This is a genomic window from Cedecea lapagei, assembly GCF_900635955.1.
GTDB lineage: Bacteria > Pseudomonadota > Gammaproteobacteria > Enterobacterales > Enterobacteriaceae > Cedecea > Cedecea lapagei.
Window position 1 is genome coordinate 4191364 of record NZ_LR134201.1, and the last position, 20046, is coordinate 4211409.

The 20046-nt window shown below is 55.8% G+C and carries 17 protein-coding genes and 1 pseudogene; 3 read left to right on the forward strand and 15 right to left on the reverse strand.

Translation table 11 applies throughout. The features are described 5' to 3' along the window. Window positions 1–2685: 2685 nt before the first annotated feature. The 12 genes and pseudogenes from EL098_RS20395 to EL098_RS20450 all read right to left on the reverse strand — a co-directional run bounded on the left by EL098_RS20395 (window position 2686) and on the right by EL098_RS20450 (window position 12598). The gene (locus EL098_RS20395; protein WP_232012462.1) at window positions 2686–4431 is read right to left on the reverse strand and encodes a fimbria/pilus outer membrane usher protein; all 1746 of its coding nucleotides are present in this window, start codon (window positions 4429–4431) and stop codon (window positions 2686–2688) included. A gap of 79 nt (window positions 4432–4510) precedes the next feature. Further along, a pseudogene (locus EL098_RS23290) lies at window positions 4511–5296 on the reverse strand (FimD/PapC N-terminal domain-containing protein); the annotation flags it as partial. Between the two features lie 54 nt (window positions 5297–5350). After that, the gene (locus tag EL098_RS20405; protein WP_126357845.1) at window positions 5351–6145 is read right to left on the reverse strand and encodes a fimbrial biogenesis chaperone; all 795 of its coding nucleotides are present in this window, start codon (window positions 6143–6145) and stop codon (window positions 5351–5353) included. A gap of 319 nt (window positions 6146–6464) precedes the next feature. Next, entirely contained in the window at window positions 6465–7205 is a 741-nt protein-coding gene (locus EL098_RS20410) for a fimbrial biogenesis chaperone (protein WP_126357846.1), read from the reverse strand. Window positions 7206–7384: 179 nt separating this feature from the next. Further along, entirely contained in the window at window positions 7385–7978 is a 594-nt protein-coding gene (locus EL098_RS20415) for a hypothetical protein (RefSeq protein WP_126357847.1), read from the reverse strand. Between the two features lie 29 nt (window positions 7979–8007). Then, window positions 8008–8649, reverse strand: a complete 642-nt coding sequence (locus tag EL098_RS20420; protein WP_126357848.1) for a hypothetical protein — start codon at window positions 8647–8649, stop codon at window positions 8008–8010. 24 nt (window positions 8650–8673) lie between these two features. Then, a complete protein-coding gene (locus tag EL098_RS20425) occupies window positions 8674–9294 on the reverse strand; it encodes a fimbrial protein (protein WP_126357849.1) in 621 nt (206 codons plus the stop codon). Window positions 9295–9302: 8 nt separating this feature from the next. Next, on the reverse strand, window positions 9303–9887 hold the full coding sequence (locus EL098_RS20430; protein WP_126357850.1) for a fimbrial protein: 585 nt from the start codon (window positions 9885–9887) through the stop codon (window positions 9303–9305). 26 nt (window positions 9888–9913) lie between these two features. Continuing rightward, complete coding sequence (locus EL098_RS20435) at window positions 9914–10561, reverse strand: fimbrial protein (RefSeq protein ID WP_126357851.1); 648 nt, start codon at window positions 10559–10561, stop codon at window positions 9914–9916. A gap of 40 nt (window positions 10562–10601) precedes the next feature. Further along, the gene (locus EL098_RS20440; protein ID WP_126357852.1) at window positions 10602–11030 is read right to left on the reverse strand and encodes a hypothetical protein; all 429 of its coding nucleotides are present in this window, start codon (window positions 11028–11030) and stop codon (window positions 10602–10604) included. Between the two features lie 180 nt (window positions 11031–11210). Then, window positions 11211–11939 (reverse strand): fimbrial biogenesis chaperone, encoded by a 729-nt coding sequence (locus tag EL098_RS20445; protein WP_126357853.1) that lies wholly within the window; start codon window positions 11937–11939, stop codon window positions 11211–11213. Between the two features lie 74 nt (window positions 11940–12013). Continuing rightward, entirely contained in the window at window positions 12014–12598 is a 585-nt protein-coding gene (locus EL098_RS20450; protein WP_126357854.1) for a fimbrial protein, read from the reverse strand. A 1208-nt stretch (window positions 12599–13806) separates the two neighbouring features. On the opposite strand from EL098_RS20450, the gene EL098_RS23260 reads away from it, so the two are divergent. Next, window positions 13807–13980, forward strand: a complete 174-nt coding sequence (locus EL098_RS23260; RefSeq protein ID WP_164716910.1) for a hypothetical protein — start codon at window positions 13807–13809, stop codon at window positions 13978–13980. A gap of 230 nt (window positions 13981–14210) precedes the next feature. Here EL098_RS23260 and ydgU read toward each other — a convergent pair whose 3' ends face one another. From ydgU to EL098_RS20460, 3 genes are all read right to left on the reverse strand, one after another. Continuing rightward, window positions 14211–14294: a small membrane protein YdgU gene (ydgU, locus tag EL098_RS23885; protein ID WP_456297838.1), complete on the reverse strand. Its 84-nt coding sequence runs from the start codon at window positions 14292–14294 to the stop codon at window positions 14211–14213. An 81-nt stretch (window positions 14295–14375) separates the two neighbouring features. Next, window positions 14376–14828: an acid resistance repetitive basic protein Asr gene (gene asr / locus EL098_RS20455; RefSeq protein ID WP_126357855.1), complete on the reverse strand. Its 453-nt coding sequence runs from the start codon at window positions 14826–14828 to the stop codon at window positions 14376–14378. 176 nt (window positions 14829–15004) lie between these two features. Further along, window positions 15005–16684: an ArnT family glycosyltransferase gene (locus tag EL098_RS20460; RefSeq protein WP_126357856.1), complete on the reverse strand. Its 1680-nt coding sequence runs from the start codon at window positions 16682–16684 to the stop codon at window positions 15005–15007. A gap of 385 nt (window positions 16685–17069) precedes the next feature. Here EL098_RS20460 and EL098_RS20465 point away from each other — a divergent pair, with 385 nt between their 5' ends. Together EL098_RS20465 and EL098_RS20470 are read left to right on the forward strand one after the other, a co-directional pair. Then, window positions 17070–19202, forward strand: coding sequence for a TonB-dependent receptor (locus tag EL098_RS20465; protein ID WP_126357857.1), 2133 nt, complete (start codon window positions 17070–17072; stop codon window positions 19200–19202). Beyond that, on the forward strand, window positions 19202–20044 hold the full coding sequence (locus EL098_RS20470) for a heme/hemin ABC transporter substrate-binding protein (RefSeq protein ID WP_126357858.1): 843 nt from the start codon (window positions 19202–19204) through the stop codon (window positions 20042–20044). Before EL098_RS20465 ends, EL098_RS20470 begins: the two co-directional genes overlap by 1 nt. The last annotated feature ends 2 nt before the right edge of the window (window positions 20045–20046 follow it).

The window sequence follows — 20046 nt, forward strand, 5'->3', positions numbered from 1 at the left end:
TATACATTGCTCCATTGCTGTTCGCTACCCCCAGTTGCTGCGGGTCAGACGTCGCGGTCTTGGACTTTCCGGACGCGGTGGCGGCAAGCCCGACATTCAGGGGAGGGGTATCTTTATCCCCACGGGCTTCACACCGAACTCCCACGCCTACCGTTGCCGTATCCATGGAAGATGACATATCAATAGCGGCCGGCGCAGAGATCGTGCAAGCGGGGGGCGTGGATATTACGGTGATTCTCTCGACAAAGAGCGTCGAATCAGAGGATCCCTGGTTTTGGCTGTCGAGCATGTAGATAGGCAATTTAGTACTGTATCTCCCAGGAGGTAGGCCGCCCGATGGAACATCGAGTTCGAAACGTGCGGTTAAGCTGGACGACGTCTCCTGGAAGGAATTCCACGCGTCCCACTGACCCACGACGGCATTGTTCTGGCTTCGCATAGAGGGGCACATTACATAACTAACTCCACCCTGAAAGCCTGTACCGTTCCCGTTGGACGAGTTCGTCCCGGGCCAGCTCTGGGTCCAGTCCGTGGTTGCTGTCCACAATCCCCGAGTGAAGGTGACGGAGCCGGTGCGGGGCCTGGAGTTGGCCCACCGGGACCATGTACCTTGGCCCGTTACTAGAAGGGTGGCGGCGGCATCCGTGCTGTTCGGTCCGAACACACCGAATCCGTATACCCCGTTTTTCGCCCGGCTGATCCCCTGCGAATCGGTGGTTGAGCATTGGGAAAACCTATTGGGGATGCCCGAAAACAATGCGGGATGGCCCCGGTCGCCTGACTCGACGGGAACCTCTGGGGACGTACCTGTTACTTGCGCTGAGACGGTACTGGTCGAGGCGCCCACCCCTGGGGTATTGCTCTGTACTGTCATCACTAGTTCCCCGGCCCCCTCGCATGTGGCGGAGAAAACAGCAGATATCAAAGCCATAGCCCAGATTGTCCACAGCAGTCGGTAAGCTGAAACCTCCCCCCGCGTGATGCCCTTCATCTCACGCCGGCGCCAGGCCCGCGCCAGGTAGGCCTCTGCCTGAGCCTGCACGGGCATCTCTGCGCTCTGCCCGGCTATCCGGATGGTGATTTCTGGCTGCTTCACTGGCCTATTCCTCTTCACTCATGTTCTGATGACGGTGACTGCCTCCGGGAGGCTGCCACCGCAGATTGTCTTACCGGCACACCATGCTTCGCTGCACGATATTCACCGTCTGCGTGGCCCGCATTGCTGAACAGGCTGGCCTGGCATCCATGGAAAAGGCTCCCTCAAGAAACCACCGGCTTCGCCCCCGCAAGAGTTTCATAGCGCAGGCTTCAGATGACTATAATTCTTACCGTTGTACTACCGAGAGCGTAGCCTGGGCGGTATAGTTCCCGGGTTTAGCGCTCGGGGTGGTGCACAGCCGGAAACTGACCGGTATCTTCCCGAAGTCCACATTTTGACCGGGGAGCACCTGGCCGAGCGATAGCCCATCCCGGCCGTCAAAATACATGTCTGATGCCGTACACGAGGGCACGGTTGCCGACCAGCTACCGCGGAGATATAGGGTCTCGTTGGTACCGGCCACCCCCAGCTGTTGTGGATCGGCCGAGACACCTCGTGACGTGCCGGAGGCCATGACTGATAGCCAGGCGGTCATCGGTTCTGGGCCCTCCGCTCCGTCGCTGCAGCGGACCGCTAACGGAATGGTCGTGGAAAGGTGGTCCATATTGTCGAGATTCACTGAGGCCGGGGCGGTCAGGGTGCAACCGTAGTATGCGGCAGTAACCACGACGCCGGGTGAGATCATGCGATACAGGTCGAGTGAGGCCTCGGTCGGATCACTATCGATGTGATACAGAGGAGGAGATGTGTACCGCCCTGGTGTCAGCCCGCCGGCTGGTGCGTCGATGAGGAATCGAACATTAAGGCTAGACGACTTCGGACTGTCGGGCATGAAGGCCCTACGGACTCCATGGGCACCGCCAGTGTCCGCATCGGCCACCGGGCATGCTATCCCCCCGCTGAGGGCGCCCGTCAACTCAAAAAGACCATCCTGGTTGCTCTTTAACGACCGACGGTTGCTCAGACTGCCGGGTCCCCAATTGTTGGTCCAAGTCCCTGCGAGGAAGACGACGGTGCCGTTAAGTGCGCGTCCGTCGAGTCCGATCCGAGTCCATTGCCCCGTCCCATCGACGAGCAACACCCCGCCGGGCGTGGTTCCTGCGAGGGAGAACCCCCACGTTCCCCGAGACCCCAGTGCAGCCTCAGTATCGGATGGGAGGGTGCATATATCGGTAATTGCGGATACCGAAGGAAACCCTTGCAGTTCGTAGGCTCCCCCATAGTCCGACATTCGGCCGGACAGCGCGCTGACGACGTTGTTAGTCGCCCCGATCACGCCGCTCCGCCCTGCAGGAACCACCGCCGTCAGAGGCGCCGCCCCCACGTTGCCCGTCGCACTCACCAGTGCCAGCGCCAAGATTGTCCACCGGAGTCGGTAAACTGACACTCTCGTCGGCATGATGTCTTTTGTTTCACACCGACACCAGGCCCGCGCCAGGCAGGCCTCTGCCTGAGCCTGCACGGGCATCTCTGCGCTCTGCCCGGCTATCCGGATGGCGATTTCTGGCTGTTTCACTGGTCTCTTCCTCTTCACTCATGTTCTGATGACGGTGACGGCCTCCGGGAGGCTGCCACCAAAGATTGTCTTAGCGGCACACCATGCTTCGCTGCACGATATTTACCGTCTGCGTGGCCCGCTTTGGCGCCTCACCCAGGTCGTAGCTCACCCGACACTGCTGCTCTGCCCCTTTGCCCCACTGCACCCTTAGCTCACCTTTCTGTGCCAGCCCGGACAGGTACACCATGCCGTCGTCGCCCACGATGCTGCTGTTTTGCCCCCCGTCACTGCCGGTCACGGCTGCCGTCGCCCCAAACGGGACCGGCTTACCCCGGTAGCTCAGGGACAGCATCGCCTGCCGCCCAATACGCGTCCTGAATTTCGCCTCCACCACCGCGCCCCGGGTCGGATAGACATTCACGCTGTTGGTCGTGATATCCGCCCCGTCAGGCAGCGTGGTCGGATCCAGCGTCACCACGTTACGCTGGTAGTTCTGCATATACGGGGATACTGCATAACCCTGGCCGTTCGTCCGGGTGTTCCCGCTGCTCACCCTGACACCATCGACGCCCGGGGCACTGATCAGCGCCACGGTGTCTCCCAGATACTGGCTGAACACCACGCCGTGGCGGTGGGCTACGATGCCCCCCATCGCCGACGCATTCACCGTGCGGGAGCCCTGCGTATACCCGTACCCCAGGTTCATGCTCGCGTTATCCCCCATATATCCGAGCCCCAGGTTGCCCGCATTGCCATTCCCCTGGTTATCCCGGCTCCCGGAGGCACTCCAGGACACCGTGTTATCCAGAGCATTACCGCTTATGCCCGCCTGCTGGCTGATGCGCCCGCGGTTGTCCTGGCTCACCATGTAGTTAGCACTCATGCTGCGTGCCATCTCCGCATTGCTGAACAGGCTGAGCGGCACGCTGATCGACAGGGACACCTGGCGGTTCGTCGGCCACTGCCCTTCTGGACTCCGGGTATGGTCCTCGCTGTAGGCAAGGTTGTACCCCACGCCTTTGATACTGCTGCCAAACCCGGCGCTGATGCTGTTGACCACCCGCTTTGAACCCCAGTAATCATCCCGGTTGCCGCGCAGGTATATCGATCCCAGCCCCCCCAGGTTCTGGCTGATGTTAGTCTGCCAGCTGCTACGCCGCCGCTCCCCCTGCCACGGAGCAACCTCGTCACGCAGCAGATAGCCGGCGCTGTTTGCCTCAGAAAAGGTGTAAAAATCACGCGTTGCATAACGATAGGTCGTCAGGTCCAGCGAGGTCCCGGTGGTCAGCATGCTCTTCGAGTAACGGGCCCGATAAGCGGCCCCGCTGACGCTGCCGCGTGTGTCGGGAAGCGTCGCTTTTGCCCCTGTCACATCAGCAGACAGGGCCCCCAGTCCCCCCAGTGATACCCCTGTTCCGAGCGCCACTGACTGATACGCCCCGGACGCCAGCACCCCGCCATACAGCGTGACGTAATGCGGCAAACCGTAAATCAGGGTGCCAAGCAGGAACGACGGACTTCGGGCACCTTCCGTGTAACCGCCATTCTGATAGCGCCCTACGGACACTTCATACTCCATGCCCCCGGGACGCTGCATAATCGGCAGCGTGGAATATGCCTGGGTGGTCACGTGTTCACTGCCGTCGGCCTCCGTTACCGTCATGACCAGGTCACCACCGCCTGTCGCCCGGGAGATATCCGCGATGCGGAATGGCCCAGGCGCCACGTTCGTCTGATAAATCACATACCCGTTCTGACTGACGGTTACCCGGGCATTCGTACTGGCAATTCCCGTCAGGACAGGCGCAAACCCCCGCTGGCTGGAAGGCAACATATCGTCGTCGGACACCAGTTTTGCCCCCCCGGAAAGGAATACCGTCAAATATCGTCCCGCCGGTACTGACCTCTCCCAGCGTCAGCGCTCCCCGCAGAGCCTGCACATCACGCTGCAGGTAGGTGTTACTCCATTGCATCTGCTGTGAGCGCATGGACACCCCCGCGGTTTTACTGTTCATACTGCTGTAAGTCATGGTGCTGCGCAGACGCCAGGGGCCGGCATTCAGCCCCCCGTTCATTGATGCAAACAGGCTCTGCATGGTGCTGCCGCTGCTGCCGTACATCCCCTCATTCCGGGTATCTGAACCGCTCAGGTTGTAATTAAACAGGGCCGCCGGAATGCCCTCGTCCCAGAGTTTCGGGTCCACATAGCCCCCCACCGGGGCGTCCATACTCGCCTGCGGCACGCTGATATTCAGACGCAGCTGTGACAGGTCAAACTCGACCCGTGACTGAGGGATCAACGTTGTCAGATCGCCCACCGGAGCTTCAGGAGGCAGCGCTTTCAGGGCATCAATGCGCGACACGCCAACCCCCATTTCCTCCAGCTCCCGCGGCGTTAACGCCGGTACCACCTTGCCAGCTTTATCCCGGACAAACTGCACCTCACGCGAGGCCACATTCGTCTGGTTCAGATAAATATCGACCAGATATGCCCCTTCCGGAATGCTGCCCGCCGTCTCATAAGCCGACAGATCGATAGAGGCCTCTTCGCCAGTGTTTGTCAGAAAGGAGGGGTCAAAATAATCCCGGGCCCAGACAGGGGCAGGCGGCAGGCCCAGCAGACACAGGGCCGTCGCCAGCGGCGTCAGCCTCCATCGCCGGAAATCCGTTTTTCGGGACAGGGTGTGATTACGTCTCATACCATCATGCTCATTGTAAAAAGGGCCATTACCGTGCGACCTGAAGAATGCAGATCAGGGCACCGTGCTGTGCTGTTCGTCCGTCGTCAGACCATATTCATCAATTAATTGCCAGCGCACCGCCGTCCCCGATGCCTGTGCAGGCCAGCGGTATGTCTGCTCTCCCCTGGGGGGTACCATCGCCTGCAGATCATCTCCCTTCAGGGCGAGACCTCCCACACTCAGAGAGGAAAAGGTGGCGTAATAAGCCGAGGGATTGCGGACACGCAGAAGGTCGCCATCCCGGCTGAAAGTGAGCGCCCCGGATACGTCACCCATGGCTTCTTTTTTCAGGCCTGCCGGGCGCCAGTACAGCTTGATGCTGTTCACCAGCGCCAGCACCACACGGCCACCTGATGCCGTTTTCTCCTCTGACGGCGGCGGGACCGATGGGATGGATTTCGATGAGATAAAGAACACGGATTCCCGGTCTGTCGGTAACCGCTCCCGGGCCATCGGGGTAGGCAGAATACGCAGCGGTAACTCCCCGTGTGGATCCAGGCGCTTCAGAGGCGGCAGAACCAGAAAAGGCACCGCCGTGGCACCCGGTATCTCATCAACGGGCCGGCCCGCCTTCACGTCGGCGGCGTGGATTTGGGACTGCACCAGGTAGACGATGTCGGTATTATTTCTTACCTCAACGCTGGCTCCCCCTTTATCCGTTTCCATTAACACCACCCGGGAAAAAGAGAACCCCACACCCGGTAGCTCTGCCTGCACACACGGTGCCAGCCCGACTAACAGCCCCAGCAATCCTCCCGCCAGAACACGACGTCCTGCCCCATGTTGCTGTTTCGTGTTATTGCGCATACGTGCCCTCTAAAATAAACGTCACGCCAGTACGTTTTTCTGAAATTAACCGGCATCCTGTTTTTCAGACAAAAGCAGCCCCTGCCCTCAGGGCCCATTGAAAAATGAATTACTCCCGGCAATTATTACTGACAGAATAAAAACAATGTCAGCCTGAAGCTCACTTAAGGATGTCTGTAAGTACCCATTAAATATCTGGAGGCCAGCCGAACATATATGGCCGGGAATATATACCCGACAGCTAAATATCCCCGCGCCACATTCAGCGGGCCTTTTATCCCCCGACGAATACGCCCTGCAGACACCCTCATGAACCGGTTTACGGCACCGACGATGCTCTTTTCACCTGCTGCGTCATGACCGGGGTACTGCCACCATAGTCAGTCATGACTGACCAGCTCACGGTTTGCACCGGTTTCCCGGCGGCAAAGGTGGCGCTTCCTCCCGGTGGGATCATCGAAACCTGGCGCTCCAGATTCTGGGACACACCATCAAAAGACAACTGGGCAAACGACTGGTAATAAGGGGTCGGATTGCTAATCACCACCTGTGTGCCCTGCTGCATAAACTGCATCATGCTGTGAGCCTGATCGATGGTGACCGATAATCCTTTCGGCCGGTAAAACAGCTTTAACACCGTCTTCATGGCAATCGACAGCTGTGCGCCGACCACGCCATGGCCGCCCTCTGCAGCCGCATCGTCGCCGTTCCCCTCACGTTGCGCAGGGATAGCGCTGGCATAAAAATAAAAAACAGACTCACGATCGCGGGGCAAACCTGTCCCGTCCCCCACAATGCGCATCATATTCTGTGCATTGCCGTTCAGACGAAACAGCGGCGGCGTCACCAGGAAAGGCGCGCGCTGCGGGGTATCCCCCCCGGTGGAGACCCCGGCCTGAATCAGGTAAGGGCTTTCGCCGTGATTCACCACCGACAGGCTGATGGCTTTATCCCCCTCATTGAACACAAGGCGGTTACGTGTGAAGCTGACGCCGCCATCCGCCAGGGCGGACGCGCTGGCGACCAGTAAACACAGAGAGACTATTCGGCCTGCCCACATATTCTTTATTCCCCTGAAATTAACTAAAAAAATATATTCCGGTCTCTTTCCAGCAGGAAATAATGACAACCGGACAGCCCGCGTGTAATTCCGCAACTCGGGCCTTTCCAAAAAATGACGGTATACCGCCCCTTAAGCCCTGCTGCGGCACTCCCCGGAACATCTCCGGCACGTATGGCTTATTTATAGGCAAAGGTGAAGGTCAGGGTGGAGCTCAGACTGCCCGCCTGTGCGGATGCAGCGTCACATCCACCGCAGGTCATAGCCACCCAAAAGTGCAGCGCGTAATTATCCGGAATCGGCTCTCCACTTCCCAACCCAGGAAACGGCATAGCCGTTACTGACCCATCCAGCTTGTATGTATCTTCCGGAATAAATGCCGCATTCTCCTTATTCAGCAGTACCACAGAAAATTGCCGGGAGGTTCCTGAGCTTTTGCTCATCCACACCCTCTCGGGCGAGGCGATCTCATCATTCAGGGTTCCTTTGACCCCAAATGTCGGGCCAGCAGGTGCCCCCAGTTTTGGGCAGTCGGTAAACGTCCAGGAAAGTGCCGAAATGCCTGACAGCGCGGTATTGCTCTCCATTAACGCAACGGCGTTGGTGTCCGGCAGCGACAGCGGTGAGGCCGGTGTCGCGGTAATAGTACAGGTCGCCGTGGACGTCACCGTAGCCGTAAAATCCAGCCCCTGTATGGGCACCGCCCGTGTACCGGTCACAACCGCCAGGAGCCCCAGCAGGAGCCCTGACAGGTAAATATGTTTATTCATCATTCTGCGCTCGTTATGCGAAACCCCTGCAGTCAGGGATACTGCAGCTCAAAATTGACGTGCGCGGTCACGGTGCCTGTTCCCAGGCGCTGCGGTACACACCAGTCCTCTGCACCACAGGACACACCGGCCGCCATGGGGATCGTATAGCTCCCCTGCAAAAAACCCGTATCCGGTGCCTGCGGGACAAGGATCTGATAACCATTTGGCCGCTGATCGCTGCCAAAATTAATGCCGTTCTGCCTGTCATAGACCAGCACACCAAACCCTTTTCCTGTTCCACCCGACCGAAACAGCGTCGTGTTTTCCGGCCCGCCAGGTGCGGTATAGAGCTCACCGGTCATCGTGATTTTTGGCACGGTTTTACCGGCACTGTCCCATTGATTACACTCTTTCAGCTGGATCCAAAAATCCCGCAGCCCGCTCATACCTGTCCCGGTTGCGCCTGCCACCTGCCAGTCAGAGCCTATCAGGGCATCCCCGTTGACGAGGCCAAAGTCGAGGCGGGAAAGCGTGGTACTGCCTGCCGCATCCCCGGTAATACTCATCAGGCAGGTCGTGTTCTCTGCCAGCGGAGCAGCCGTAAAAAGTGCCGCTGAAGCCGCAGGTACGCCTGTAAAGATGAGCGTCAGGGCGGCAAGCCCGCGTCGATATCCGGCCGCAATTAATGCCATATTGCCCCCATCCATGTTCCACTCTCACTGATAGCTAAATGTAAATGTCAGCGACGCACCTAATGTCCCGCCGTTTAACGCATTCAGGGGGGATGGAGTACACCCTGAGGCATCACCACAGGACACTGCCGCAGCCCAGTTCAACGTCTGGTCTGCGTTAAATGCCGTCCCTGTCGCCCCTGCGCTTACCGGGACACCCTGTTGAACCTGAGGGGGCGTCCCGGTGGCCGTGGTCTGATTTGAATACAGCGCAATCCCAAATCCCTGTGAAGTAGAGCTGGCGGCATCCCGGAATAACCGGTTGTTCTCCGCGCGCATCAGCGCCCCGGATACCGTCACCAACGGAGATAACCTCTCATCCGCCAGGCCCGCGCAGTTTGTGAGATTCACACTGAAGTTCGTTTTCCCCAGTTGGGGCCAGGATTGCCTTAGTGCGGATAGGGTATCCAGAGTACCGGTACCCACGGTCACCACCGCAGAATCCTGTCCGACACCGTTAATGTTCACCGTGCACGTTCCGCCTCCCGTAATGGTGGCCGTCAGTTCAGACGTACCCGCATTCACTCCTGCCTGCCCGGCACTGGCCTCTGGCATCATGACCACGAGAAGCAGCAGCCCTGCCACGTTCACTTTAATCCTGTTCATCAGCGGCCTCAGTCATAAGAAAACGTAAAGATAACGCTGGCTTTTAGCGTGCCGCTTCCCAGGTTTGCTGCTGTGCAAGTACTGCCGCATGACACACCGGCAGCATAACCATACACCTGGTTCAGTGAGCTCCAGCCCGCCCCCGGCGCCCCAATCTGGACGGCCGACCCGTTGGCAAAGAAATCCTTGCTGGAGGATGTATCCGGGCTTGATACCCTGTAGATACCTATTCCCAGCCCCCGGGAGGTCGATGAGCTGTCGCGAAACAGCTTGTTTTCGCTGCCCGCCAGTACTGCCGAGCCCGGCGCGGCCGTCATTGTCAATTTCGGCGCCCCCACCGTTTGCGTACCGGCACAGTTAGACAGCGTCACGCTCAGGGGTTTTATCCCCCCCAGAGGGACCCAGTTTTTACCGATGGCTTCCGGCCCGGAGAGCGTTCCAAAAGCCACATCCGCAGCCTGCACGGTACAAGTACCTGCCAGGATCTTAATGTTGAACGTGATTTCCTGGCTGTCAGCCGCCTTCACACTTGCTGACAGCAGGAGTGGCACCGCGATACATGCTGCCGTCCCTGAAACTCGCCAGCCTCTCATCTTCCTTTTCCTCTGCTGTGCCGGGGTTACCGGTAGCCAAACGTAAATGTGATCCCGGCCGTAATATCACCGCCGGCGTGGCCGGCATCCTGTGCCGCACAGGTGGCGGCATCCCCACACCCTACCCCTACATAAAAATCCGTCGTGCCGCCGGTATACGGCAGCGAGGCCGGTGCCAGCACCACGTCGCTGGTGGCGGAGCCGTCACCAGAAACCTGGCTGGAAGGTGTCCATTTCGACAGTTTTTCGGTACTGAGCACAATGCCGTAACCTCTGGCTGCTCCGGACTCATTGTTATTAAACAAATATTTGCCCGTCCCTGCCGGCAGGTCAGTCACCGTGGTACCTGTTATGCTCAGGGTCGGTGCTTTCCCGGCGGCATTCAGCCCAAGACAGTGGGACAACTGCACTGGCACCCCCTCCATACTCTGAATACTGCCGTCATTCATGACGTTGCGGGAGACCGGCGGCAGGCTCAGCGAACCGGTGGTCACTGTTGGAAAACTCACTTCACACGTTCCCTGCGTGATCGTGCCGTTGACCGTATAATCTTCCGCCCTGACACCGGAAACCATCCCGGTCACCACCAGGGCAAGCGAAGCCAGGCCACACCCGCCCATCCTGAATAACGGGCGCGGTTCTTCGGGTCTGATATCCTGTGTTGTTGCTGTCATCTTCCCTGCCTCTCTGACGTAACGGATAAAATGTACTGACTCAGTGGTACAGGAAGGTAAAGGTCAGTCGGGCGTTGACCTGTCCGTAAGAAGGAACCACACCCGCGCTGACAAAACCGAGCGTGTACATTCGCTCTCCTTCATCCATCACCTTTCCCGGCTCGCCCTCATAGCTGAAACCGCCGTCCGGAATACTGCCTCCTGGCGCAGTTTCTTGCGTATAAAAGCTATCCAGCCGGGTAAAGCGACCTTCCCGTAGCATAAAACCGGCATGTGTTGCCTGAGAGGATGCTTCAGAGAAAATGGTGGGGCTGCCAGCCAGCGTGCTACCCGTTACCTGAATCCCCGGACGCTGGGTGGTCCCGGGTGTCCCCTGGCAGTCACTTATCGTGACCCGGAGCGGCTTCACTTCAGCCGTCCAGTTATTACGTGCAAACTGCGTTGGTACCTGGCCTGTGAAAGTCATCATGGACGGCACTGATAGCTGGCAGCTCCCCTCGGTAACTGCCGTTTTGACCGTCAATACGGCCGCATTCACGGTACTGGCCATCCCGGCAAGACAAACCATGACGCAACACATCTCATTTCGTAGAGCGTAAGTAAAAAACGGCCTCATGTGCGATTACCCCTTCCACTGCGGCCCACCCTTTCAGTGGATTTCTGTCCCGAACTCCTGCGTTCCACCGAAATCATCGATAACACTCCAGCTCACTCTTTTTTTCTGGCTGCTGCCAGTGCCATAGACCTGACTGGATGAAGGAGCAAGCATTGCGGGCCTATGTGCAGAAAAACGCACCGGCTGACCATCCACGCGCAGACTACTCAGCGTCATGTAATACGGCGTGGGGTTCGTCACTTTCAGTGCCCCAGGCACGCGCTCAAACACCAGCCTCTGCCAGGTCTCTCTGGTGGGCGGCGGAAGCCCTTCTGGGCGATAAAAAAGTTTGACGGTATTCCCCACGCCAAAAGAAATCTGTCCGCCAACGGACGAAAACCCGGCCTCGCTGTTACGTGCAAGCGGATTCTTTGACCCCGGAATACCCGTGGTCTGGAAATAAAAAAGGCTCTCTTTACCGCTCACCAGGCTCTGGGCCTGCAGCAGTCGAATACGCAATGCATTGCTGCTCCCGGACTCCAGGCGAACCAGGGGCGGTGACACCAGAAAGGCTGGTGAAACTTTTTTACCGTCCACATCAGTGCTGATAATGCTTCTGACCAGATAGGCCGTATCCGGGGTCGTGTTACGTACCGTCACCGTTGCTCCCCCTGCCGACTGATTGTAAATAATGCGGGTCGCATCCAGCCCTAATCCGCTACCCATCGACAGAGATGACACTGAAAGAAGAGAGAACAATAATGCAATTTTAGGTAGCTTCATTTTCCACCCAGGATCCCCTCTGAAACATCAGATAAATGAGGGAGGAACGTCCCCCCTCATGGCACGCTAAGTACTTAGTTATAAACCGCGCGGAAAATAAACTGCTCCGCAACTGCACCGGTGGTTGCCTTTGTTGCCCCTGACGCCATACGCAGCCCGATTTGGAATGGCACAACTGGCAGAGCCACGGTGTTAGCCTCGGTCTCGTTATCCGTTGTATTGGTGTAAAGCGGGATCTGGTTGTTTGCAGCGGTAACAGGCGTGTTTGTCACTCCACCGTCTCTGCCTGTTACGGAGGCATTCAGAGCAATGCCCACGTTCGTAGGAGCAACCCCGCCCCACAAGTTCTGATCCTGAGAAAATGCCCCCTGCGCCCCTATTACATTCAATTCCACGCCCTGGCCCTTCAGAATTGCGCCTTCGCAGTTCTGCAGCGATACGGTGAAGTTGCGCTCACCGACGACAGTCGTCGAGGTTGTGAAACGACCCGGTACCCAGGTCCCCAGTGGCAGGGTTGTACCGACGCCATTCAGGCTCACATCACAAGAAACGGTACTCACCGCACCTGTAACATTCAGGGTGCCGTCCTGCTGAGCGAATACGGAACCAGACAGCATGACAGTGGCCAGAGCGGCCAGTTTAATCGTATTTTTCTTCATAATAATCACTCACATTAATTAACATCCGCCCCCGGGCAGGAGAAAACACGGGGGTTCCACACAATGTGGACACTGTTGAAAACGTCACGTTTTCATCCTGAGGCTATTCAGCCCTTATTTACCAATGCCATACAACGCATTGATGTGCACCGGCAGCATTAACCAGACGCCTGCCAGAACTCGATAAACGCAATATCCCGGCGAGACAAACCTCAAAAAAAAATATAAAAAACCCGCTCATCAACATGGCACATAAATACTCGTAACATGTCGATTTAACTGAACTAAAGAGGCTACCAATTTGGGGTTATCGTGTATTAATTTCGCCGTACAAGCGATGCATCACAGATAATGAAAACTGAATTTCAGCTCTGCCTTTTCGCTTCTCTCTCACCACAAAACGACATAGTAAAGCGTGATGACCATCACATTGCGTTAAAAATAATACACCGCAGATGAACAAATGTGCAAAACATAAGATAGCAAAAACAAACAAAACAGAACATAATTCTGAAAAACGGGTATGTTATAAAATATATGATATATATAAAGCCGATATATTCATGATATAAAGACAAAGATATATAAACAATACTTAAACGAAATTTTCGCGTTTATTAACTAAATAAAATATTGAAAAGGCATAGGGAATGATGTATGGGAATAGAGGTTTGATTCACACACCCATATAATTTTTATATTTGCTGCGCTTTTAGGACTTTTCAACCTTACGCTGATTAAGGATGATTTGAATATGTTTCAAAAAAACCAATTTTACTCGCAATATGAGTATCAATAACTATTCTCAGTATAATATATTTCATTCCTTACTTTTCCAGATAATATAACCTACCTCTTAAAAATATACGTCCGGGAAATAGCAGGCAGGTGTTCGGGGACATGGTGAACGCATTCCAGGCTTACCCTGCGTCTGGGGATGATAAGGCCGTGAGCGGCTATTCAGCAGCATGAGGGGCTGGCTGCGCCCGCCGGCAAAGGGAAAGTGGCTCCTGGGCGTTCCTCATGTGCTGTACGAAGCACCCGACCTGTAACAGGTCAGTGAAAAGGAGGCAGGAAACGTTGGGAGTGTAAGGCGGCGCCAGGGAGCGGCCAGCGTGTCGGATGGGAGTTCAGGCAAAGTTGCGTGTAGTGCCCAGAATGATACTGCTGTGCGCCAGCATACCGTTATGCTGGGGAATTTTGGACGTATGCTAAGACTGCCTGATGCAAAACCCATTCCGGATAGCCTGGACGATATCACCCGTCGCCCGGACGATCGTATCAACCAGCATAAAGCAACAGACGACTATGAGGATGCGCAGGTCGGGCTCAGGTGCTTCCAGGAAGAAGCGTCCACATGCTCGTTAACAGATCAGGGCTGATTGATAAGATGACCGTCCTTGTGGCACCCCATTTTCGTCAAGGCTACCCGGGCGTTACTGAGCTTGAATGCACTAATCTCGCATCAAAACCGCCCTCTTTCGGCCACCTTTCTACAGCAGAATCAAAGCAACATTGCTCATCTGCACAGAATTCTTACCTTAGCAGTAACCCGTTTTTTATACGTGATGCGTAGAACTTTGGCTCTTATGAACCAAAGAAAGGACTCAGCCTACTGGAGCCAAAAATTCAGCGTGATCAGGCCGCAGGTGAGCAGCGCGGTGAGGATTAATTCGAAACTGTAGCGTCGCAACATTATCTGAACTCCAGAAAGAAACACCCGGCAAGCCGGGTGTTTGTGTTAACGCTTCAAGCTAACGGGGTGGCCCCGCTAAACTTATGCTGCTGGCGTAACAGCTGGTTTTGCTGCCGCTTTGTGATGTTTTTTCACGTGTTTCTTAGCAGCCTGCGCTTTCTGAGCAACTGGTTTTACTGCTTTTTTGTGATGCTTTTTAGCAGCCTGAGCCTTCTGAGCAGCCGGTTTTACTGCTTTTTTGTGGTGCTTTTTAGCAGCCTGAGCTTTCTGCTCGGTCGCTGGCTTAGCGGCTTTTTTGTGTTTCTTTTTAGCGGCCTGAGCTTTCTGAGCGGCAGCTTTCTTGTGTTTCTTATGGTGCGTTACTTTTGCAGCTGGAGCTTTAGCAGCAGGTGCAGCAGCGGCGGTGGTTGCCGGAGCAGCAGCTGGTGCAGTAGCGGTAGTGTCAGCAGCGAAAGCGGCGGTAGTGTCAGCAGCGAAAGCGGCGGAAGACAGACCCATAGCAGCGGCAACAACCAGAGCTAATACTTTTTTCATTTCGACATCCTCGAATTTGTTTTCGTGTTTACCCCACTGCGGGGCCGTTGAAATGAACTATAGGCGTATCGAATAAACTCTTCAGTGAGTGATTGGTATCGGCGTGTAATGAAATGTACAACCGAGGTCGTGCAGCCCTGCCCGGGAATAGCAGGTGCCCGACCTGATACCAATTTTTAATCGTTATTCCCCGAGACGTCCCGGTAAACCATCAGATTATTACGCTGCTCGCCGGGACGGTTATCCTCCCAGAAAAAGACCATTCCCTCAGGAGCAGGCTTCAGCTTGTCGCCAAGCACGATTAACCAGCGGCAATGTTTGGGCTTGCTGAAGGTCTTCTGAGGATGGTGCAGAATGCCGGTAAAGTAGTAAAGCATCGGCGCCTCTGACTCACCAATGCGGTAAGACGCCATACAGTCTGTCGCCTGGTACTGGCCGGCAAGATGGCTTTTGAGATCCTTAAACACCCCTTCATAACCTTTGCTGCTGTCGAACCAGCCCACCATCAACGTAAACGCCACGCTCCAGACGGCGGTGGCGCCCAGCGCCCAGCTCAGGGCGGCTCGCAACGCAGGATTAACCTCACCATACAGTCGGGTGCGGCAAAACCACAGTGCCGTGATGACAAGAGCAAAGGCAAACATCAGCCAGGAGAAATGAAGCTCGTAGCTCGTCGGTAGCCAACGCTCAAGCGGATCCAGCCAACCTTTTTTGTCACCGCTGAGCTTAATAAAATAGGCCACCCACAGCACCACAAGCAGCGCTGACCAGAGCACAGTGGAAAAATATGAGAAATATCGCAAAGACCGCTCTTTTATTGCGGGCAGCAGTTGAGATCCCAGGAGCGCCATAGGCGCCACAAAGGGCATCAAATATAAGGCACGGCTGGTTGCCGACATCTGAAGAATAATAATGCCTAATAAAGGGAAAACCGTAATGGCAAACTCGCTTTGGTTCTTCAGGCGCTTAAGAGGATGACGGAGAAAATAGAGCATTGCCAATATTCCTGACGGCAACGCAAACAGCATAACGGCCTCAGGGACTCGCGTCGGGATGGCTTTAGCACCCAGCTTCGCGACAGAAAACCCCAGGAATCGGCCTATGTTATTTTCCCAGAACCACACCATAAACAGATCGGGATGTTTACTAAACAGCAGAACAGGCCACGGAAGAATAAAAGCAAGCGCTACCCCTCCCGCAAGAATAACCGGATACCAGAAAGTTTTTGTCCTGCACTGGGCGAAAAAGAATGCGCTCAAAAATAACGTTATCCAGAGGACGCCGGGAATAAACACGCCTTTTGATAACAGAGTGACGACCGTTCCCACGCAAAGCCATACGGCCGAGGCGACCACCTTCTCCTGGCGGATTAACCCGACAATGCCATAGAGCGCCACGGTTGCACCGGCGGTGAGGGCGGTATCGCTGAACATATCGTGGCTGTGACGCAGGATGCCCGGCGCGCTGACATAAACGGCAAATGCCAGCCAGATACGGTAGTCCGTCAGGCTTTCACTGCGAAATACTCTTCTCGCCAGCAGAATAAAAAAGGAAAAATTAATAACGGAAAACAGTAACGTTGCGGTTCGGGCTGCATCATGCAACGGCATCATGCCGGAGAATAAATGCGCCGTCAGCGTAGCCGTCCAGTAATACAGTGGAGGCTTTTCCATAAAAGGTTCACCCGCATTCACAGGAACCAGCCAGTTACCTGTTTCATACATGGTCTGAATCACGCCAAAGGTATAGTTTTCGTCCTGCTTCCACGGTGTATGACCATATATTCCCGGCAGCAGATAAATAATAAGAAAGCCAATAAACAAAAGGAGAATTTTTCCATCCTTGCGCTGCAACATAAAAATACGACTCCTTTAGATGATCTGGCTTATTGTTTCTGGCAGTAACTAACCAAAAAATTCTGGAATTGCGGCATTTCCCGCAGCAAGACATTACTGACCACCGTCACAACGGAAAATAAACGGCGTGCTTCTTTCCGGACTAACGGCATCCTTTTAATGCTTATTTATGAAATAAACAGGTTGGCAGTAAAAAACCCTTATGACCAGCAGGCCGGCACAGAATGCCAACCTCCTGTTGCGGCTATGGCGTGCATGAAGCCATCAACATTGACCAAAATCAAAGTTGCATATGATTTACACATTAGAGGGTAGATATCGCTGCGATCCCTGGATATAAAAGCGAACGATTATCACTATCATTAATATTCACATGGATGGATTTATGCCAGGGAAACGCAAAAGCTACACCCCCCTTTCAGTCATCTCCCTCTTTGTCGCCGGGACTACCGCCGCTGCGGCCCAGGAAAATACCGCCCCGGAAGAAACGATTATCGTCAGCGCCAGCCGCAGTGAAACCAACCTCTGGAACAGCCCGGTCACAGCCCAGGTTGTCGACCAAAAAGCGCTTGAAAACTCAACCAGCGTCTCAATTGCCGACGATCTGCGTGACATTCCCGGTGTAGAAGTCACGGATAATTCGCTGGCCGGGAGAAAGCAGATACGCATCCGAGGTGAAGCTTCATCACGCGTGCTGGTGTTGATTGATGGTCAACAGGTCACCTACCAGCGTGCCGGGCAGGACTATGGCGCAGGCCTGCTTATCGATGAGTCCGCTCTGGAACGCATCGAAGTGATTAAAGGCCCCTATTCCGTTCTCTACGGCTCTCAGGCTATCGGCGGGGTGGTGAACTTTATCACCAAAAAAGGCGGAGATAAGCCGCTGGGCGGGCTGGTGAAAGCAACCTGGAACTCGGCCACGGCGGGCTGGCAGGAGTCGGCCGCCGCCTGGGGCAGCATCGGCCAGTTCGACTACCGCATTAACGGTAGCTACTCGGATCAGGGCAACAGGAAAACCCCGGACGGGCGGCTGGATAACACCAATTTCCGCAATAACGGTCAAGGGCTGTGGCTCGGCTATAGCCTTGGCCGTCAGAAGATTGGCCTCTCGCTTGACCGCTACCGCCTCTCCACGAAAACCTGGTACAGCGATCCCGACCACCAGTTCGATGCGTTTAGCGTCAAAATCCCCGAGATGACGCGGGAAAAAATCGGGCTGTTTTACGACTATGACGTCGACGGAAACTACCTGAAAAAAATCCACCTCGATGCCTACAGCCAGACGATCGAACGCAAGTTTGAAAATGAAGTCGCCACTACGCAGCCAATTCCCTCGCCCATCATCCAGGCGTTAAGCATAAAAAATCAGACCCAAACCCACGATAAGCAGTACACCCAGGGCGTGACGCTGCAAACTAACTTATCGCTGCCGGCAGGGAACGATCTGGTACTTGGGGCACAGTATCAGCACGACAAAGTGAACCAGAATTCCAGCGGCTACACGCGCCAGACGGCGAAGACCGGGTTCTTTGATATCGAAACCCGCACCCGCTCGCAGGATAAATCAGAGCAAACTAATACCTCGCTGTTTGCTCAGAACGCCTGGCATCTGGCCGATGACTGGACCTGGACCGTGGGAGCACGGCAATACTGGCTGTCCTCAAAGCTTATCAACAGCGGTTCACAAACCATTGCGAGCGGCGTTGCAAGCAGCAGCATCAATGGCGGCAAGTCGACCAGCGATAATCAGTTTGTCGGCGCCACCAGCCTCAATTACTCCGGGTTTAAAGATATCGAGCTGCGCGCCGCCTTTGCCCAGGGCTACGTCTTCCCGACGCTGGTAAAGCAATTTATGCAGACTTCTGCCGGCGGCGGCGTGACGTATGGCAACCCGAATCTGAGCCCTGAGCACTCGAATAACTACGAAATTGGCGCCCGCTATAAGGGCAATCTGTGGCTGGTGGATGGCACGGTGTATTACTCCGAGGCGAAAAATTACATCGCTTCACTGGCCTGCGAAGGGCAGGCCGTCTGCCGGGGGAACAGCAGCAGCGCAAGGGCTAACTACCGCTACTACGACAACATCAATCGAGCCAAAACCTACGGCATTGAGCTCAGCGCCGAGTATAACGGCTGGGCCGTCTCCCCTTATCTGAGCGGCAACCTTCTCCGTCGTCAGTATCAGGGCAGCACGATAAAAACCTGGGATAGCGGCGAGCCCGCCGTTAACGGCCGCGTTGGGGTCAGGCATACGCGGGTGCTGAACGCCATGAACTTAACCTCCGATGCCTTTATCCGCGCGGCCTCACGAGCCAAAGAAAATACCGGCGACGGCGAAAGGCGCTATCCCGGCTGGGCCACGCTGAATCTAGCAGTCAATGCAGAATTTGGTGACAAAGACCAGTACCAGGTCAACGTTGCGCTGAACAACCTGACCAACAAACGCTACCAGACCGCCCACGAGTCTATTCCGGAGGCAGGCTTTAACACGGCCATCGGCTTTGGATGGAAATTCTGATGAGGAAAAGTCTTTTTGCCGCACTGCTGGCGCTGGCTACGGCATCTTCAGCCGTGGCCAGCGGGCGTCTGGTTGTGGCCGGCGGCTCCCTGAGCGAGCTCGTTTATGCCCTGGGCGCTGGCAGTCAGGTGGTCGGCGTGGATGAAACCACGACCTGGCCGCCGGAAACGGCAAAATTGCCCCACACCGGCCCCTGGATGCAGCTCAGCAGCGAATCCCTGTTGTCGTTGCGCCCTGAACGCTTCATCACCTGGCAGGACGCTGGCCCACAGACCGTCTTTGAGCAGCTGAAAAAAACCAAAGTGAACGTACTGCTGCTCCCGCGGGTTCCCGCCACCGTCGAGCAGATGTATGAAAATATTCAAACGCTGGCTAATGCCCTGGATCGCCCGCAGCAGGGAGTAGCGCTGATTGCCAGCCTTCGCCAACGCCTGGAGGCCGTAGCCAAAAGCAGCGCCCTTAAACCTCACCCGGTCAGGACGATGTTTATTCTCTCTGCGGGCGGCAGCCTGCCGCAGGTTGCCGGCGAGGGCAGCGTGGCCGATAGCATCCTGAAAATGGCCGGAGCAGACAATATTGCGCGGCACCGACAGTATCAAAGCTACAGCGCGGAAGCGCTGATCGCCGCTAACCCTGATGTCATTGTCGCGACAACCCAGATGACCCAGGGCGACGCCAACGCCCTGAAGGCTATCCCCGGCATCACCCATACCTCTGCATGGAAAAATAAACGAATAGTCCTCATCGACCAGGCGGTGATTTTAGGTATGGGCCCGCGTATCGCAGAGGCGGTGGAGCACCTGCATAACCAGTTTTGGCCTGATGCCGGCCCGAACGAGTAAGG

Bases quoted from the DNA above. Each gene is read 5' to 3' on its own strand.
- EL098_RS20445 (WP_126357853.1), bottom strand. From the start codon at position 11,939: ATGAAGCTACCTAAAATTGCATTATTGTTCTCTCTTCTTTCAGTGTCA.
- EL098_RS20420 (WP_126357848.1), bottom strand. From the start codon at position 8,649: ATGGCATTAATTGCGGCCGGATATCGACGCGGGCTTGCCGCCCTGACG.
- EL098_RS20395 (WP_232012462.1), bottom strand. From the start codon at position 4,431: ATGTTGCCTTCCAGCCAGCGGGGGTTTGCGCCTGTCCTGACGGGAATT.
- EL098_RS23260 (WP_164716910.1), top strand. From the start codon at position 13,807: ATGCTAAGACTGCCTGATGCAAAACCCATTCCGGATAGCCTGGACGAT.
- asr (WP_126357855.1), bottom strand. From the start codon at position 14,828: ATGAAAAAAGTATTAGCTCTGGTTGTTGCCGCTGCTATGGGTCTGTCT.
- EL098_RS20435 (WP_126357851.1), bottom strand. From the start codon at position 10,561: ATGACAGCAACAACACAGGATATCAGACCCGAAGAACCGCGCCCGTTA.
- EL098_RS20470 (WP_126357858.1), top strand. From the start codon at position 19,202: ATGAGGAAAAGTCTTTTTGCCGCACTGCTGGCGCTGGCTACGGCATCT.
- EL098_RS20425 (WP_126357849.1), bottom strand. From the start codon at position 9,294: ATGAACAGGATTAAAGTGAACGTGGCAGGGCTGCTGCTTCTCGTGGTC.
- EL098_RS20440 (WP_126357852.1), bottom strand. From the start codon at position 11,030: ATGATGACTTTCACAGGCCAGGTACCAACGCAGTTTGCACGTAATAAC.
- EL098_RS20465 (WP_126357857.1), top strand. From the start codon at position 17,070: ATGCCAGGGAAACGCAAAAGCTACACCCCCCTTTCAGTCATCTCCCTC.
- ydgU (WP_456297838.1), bottom strand. From the start codon at position 14,294: ATGTTGCGACGCTACAGTTTCGAATTAATCCTCACCGCGCTGCTCACC.
- EL098_RS20460 (WP_126357856.1), bottom strand. From the start codon at position 16,684: ATGTTGCAGCGCAAGGATGGAAAAATTCTCCTTTTGTTTATTGGCTTT.
- EL098_RS20415 (WP_126357847.1), bottom strand. From the start codon at position 7,978: ATGATGAATAAACATATTTACCTGTCAGGGCTCCTGCTGGGGCTCCTG.
- EL098_RS20430 (WP_126357850.1), bottom strand. From the start codon at position 9,887: ATGAGAGGCTGGCGAGTTTCAGGGACGGCAGCATGTATCGCGGTGCCA.
- EL098_RS20410 (WP_126357846.1), bottom strand. From the start codon at position 7,205: ATGTGGGCAGGCCGAATAGTCTCTCTGTGTTTACTGGTCGCCAGCGCG.
- EL098_RS20450 (WP_126357854.1), bottom strand. From the start codon at position 12,598: ATGAAGAAAAATACGATTAAACTGGCCGCTCTGGCCACTGTCATGCTG.
- EL098_RS20405 (WP_126357845.1), bottom strand. From the start codon at position 6,145: ATGCGCAATAACACGAAACAGCAACATGGGGCAGGACGTCGTGTTCTG.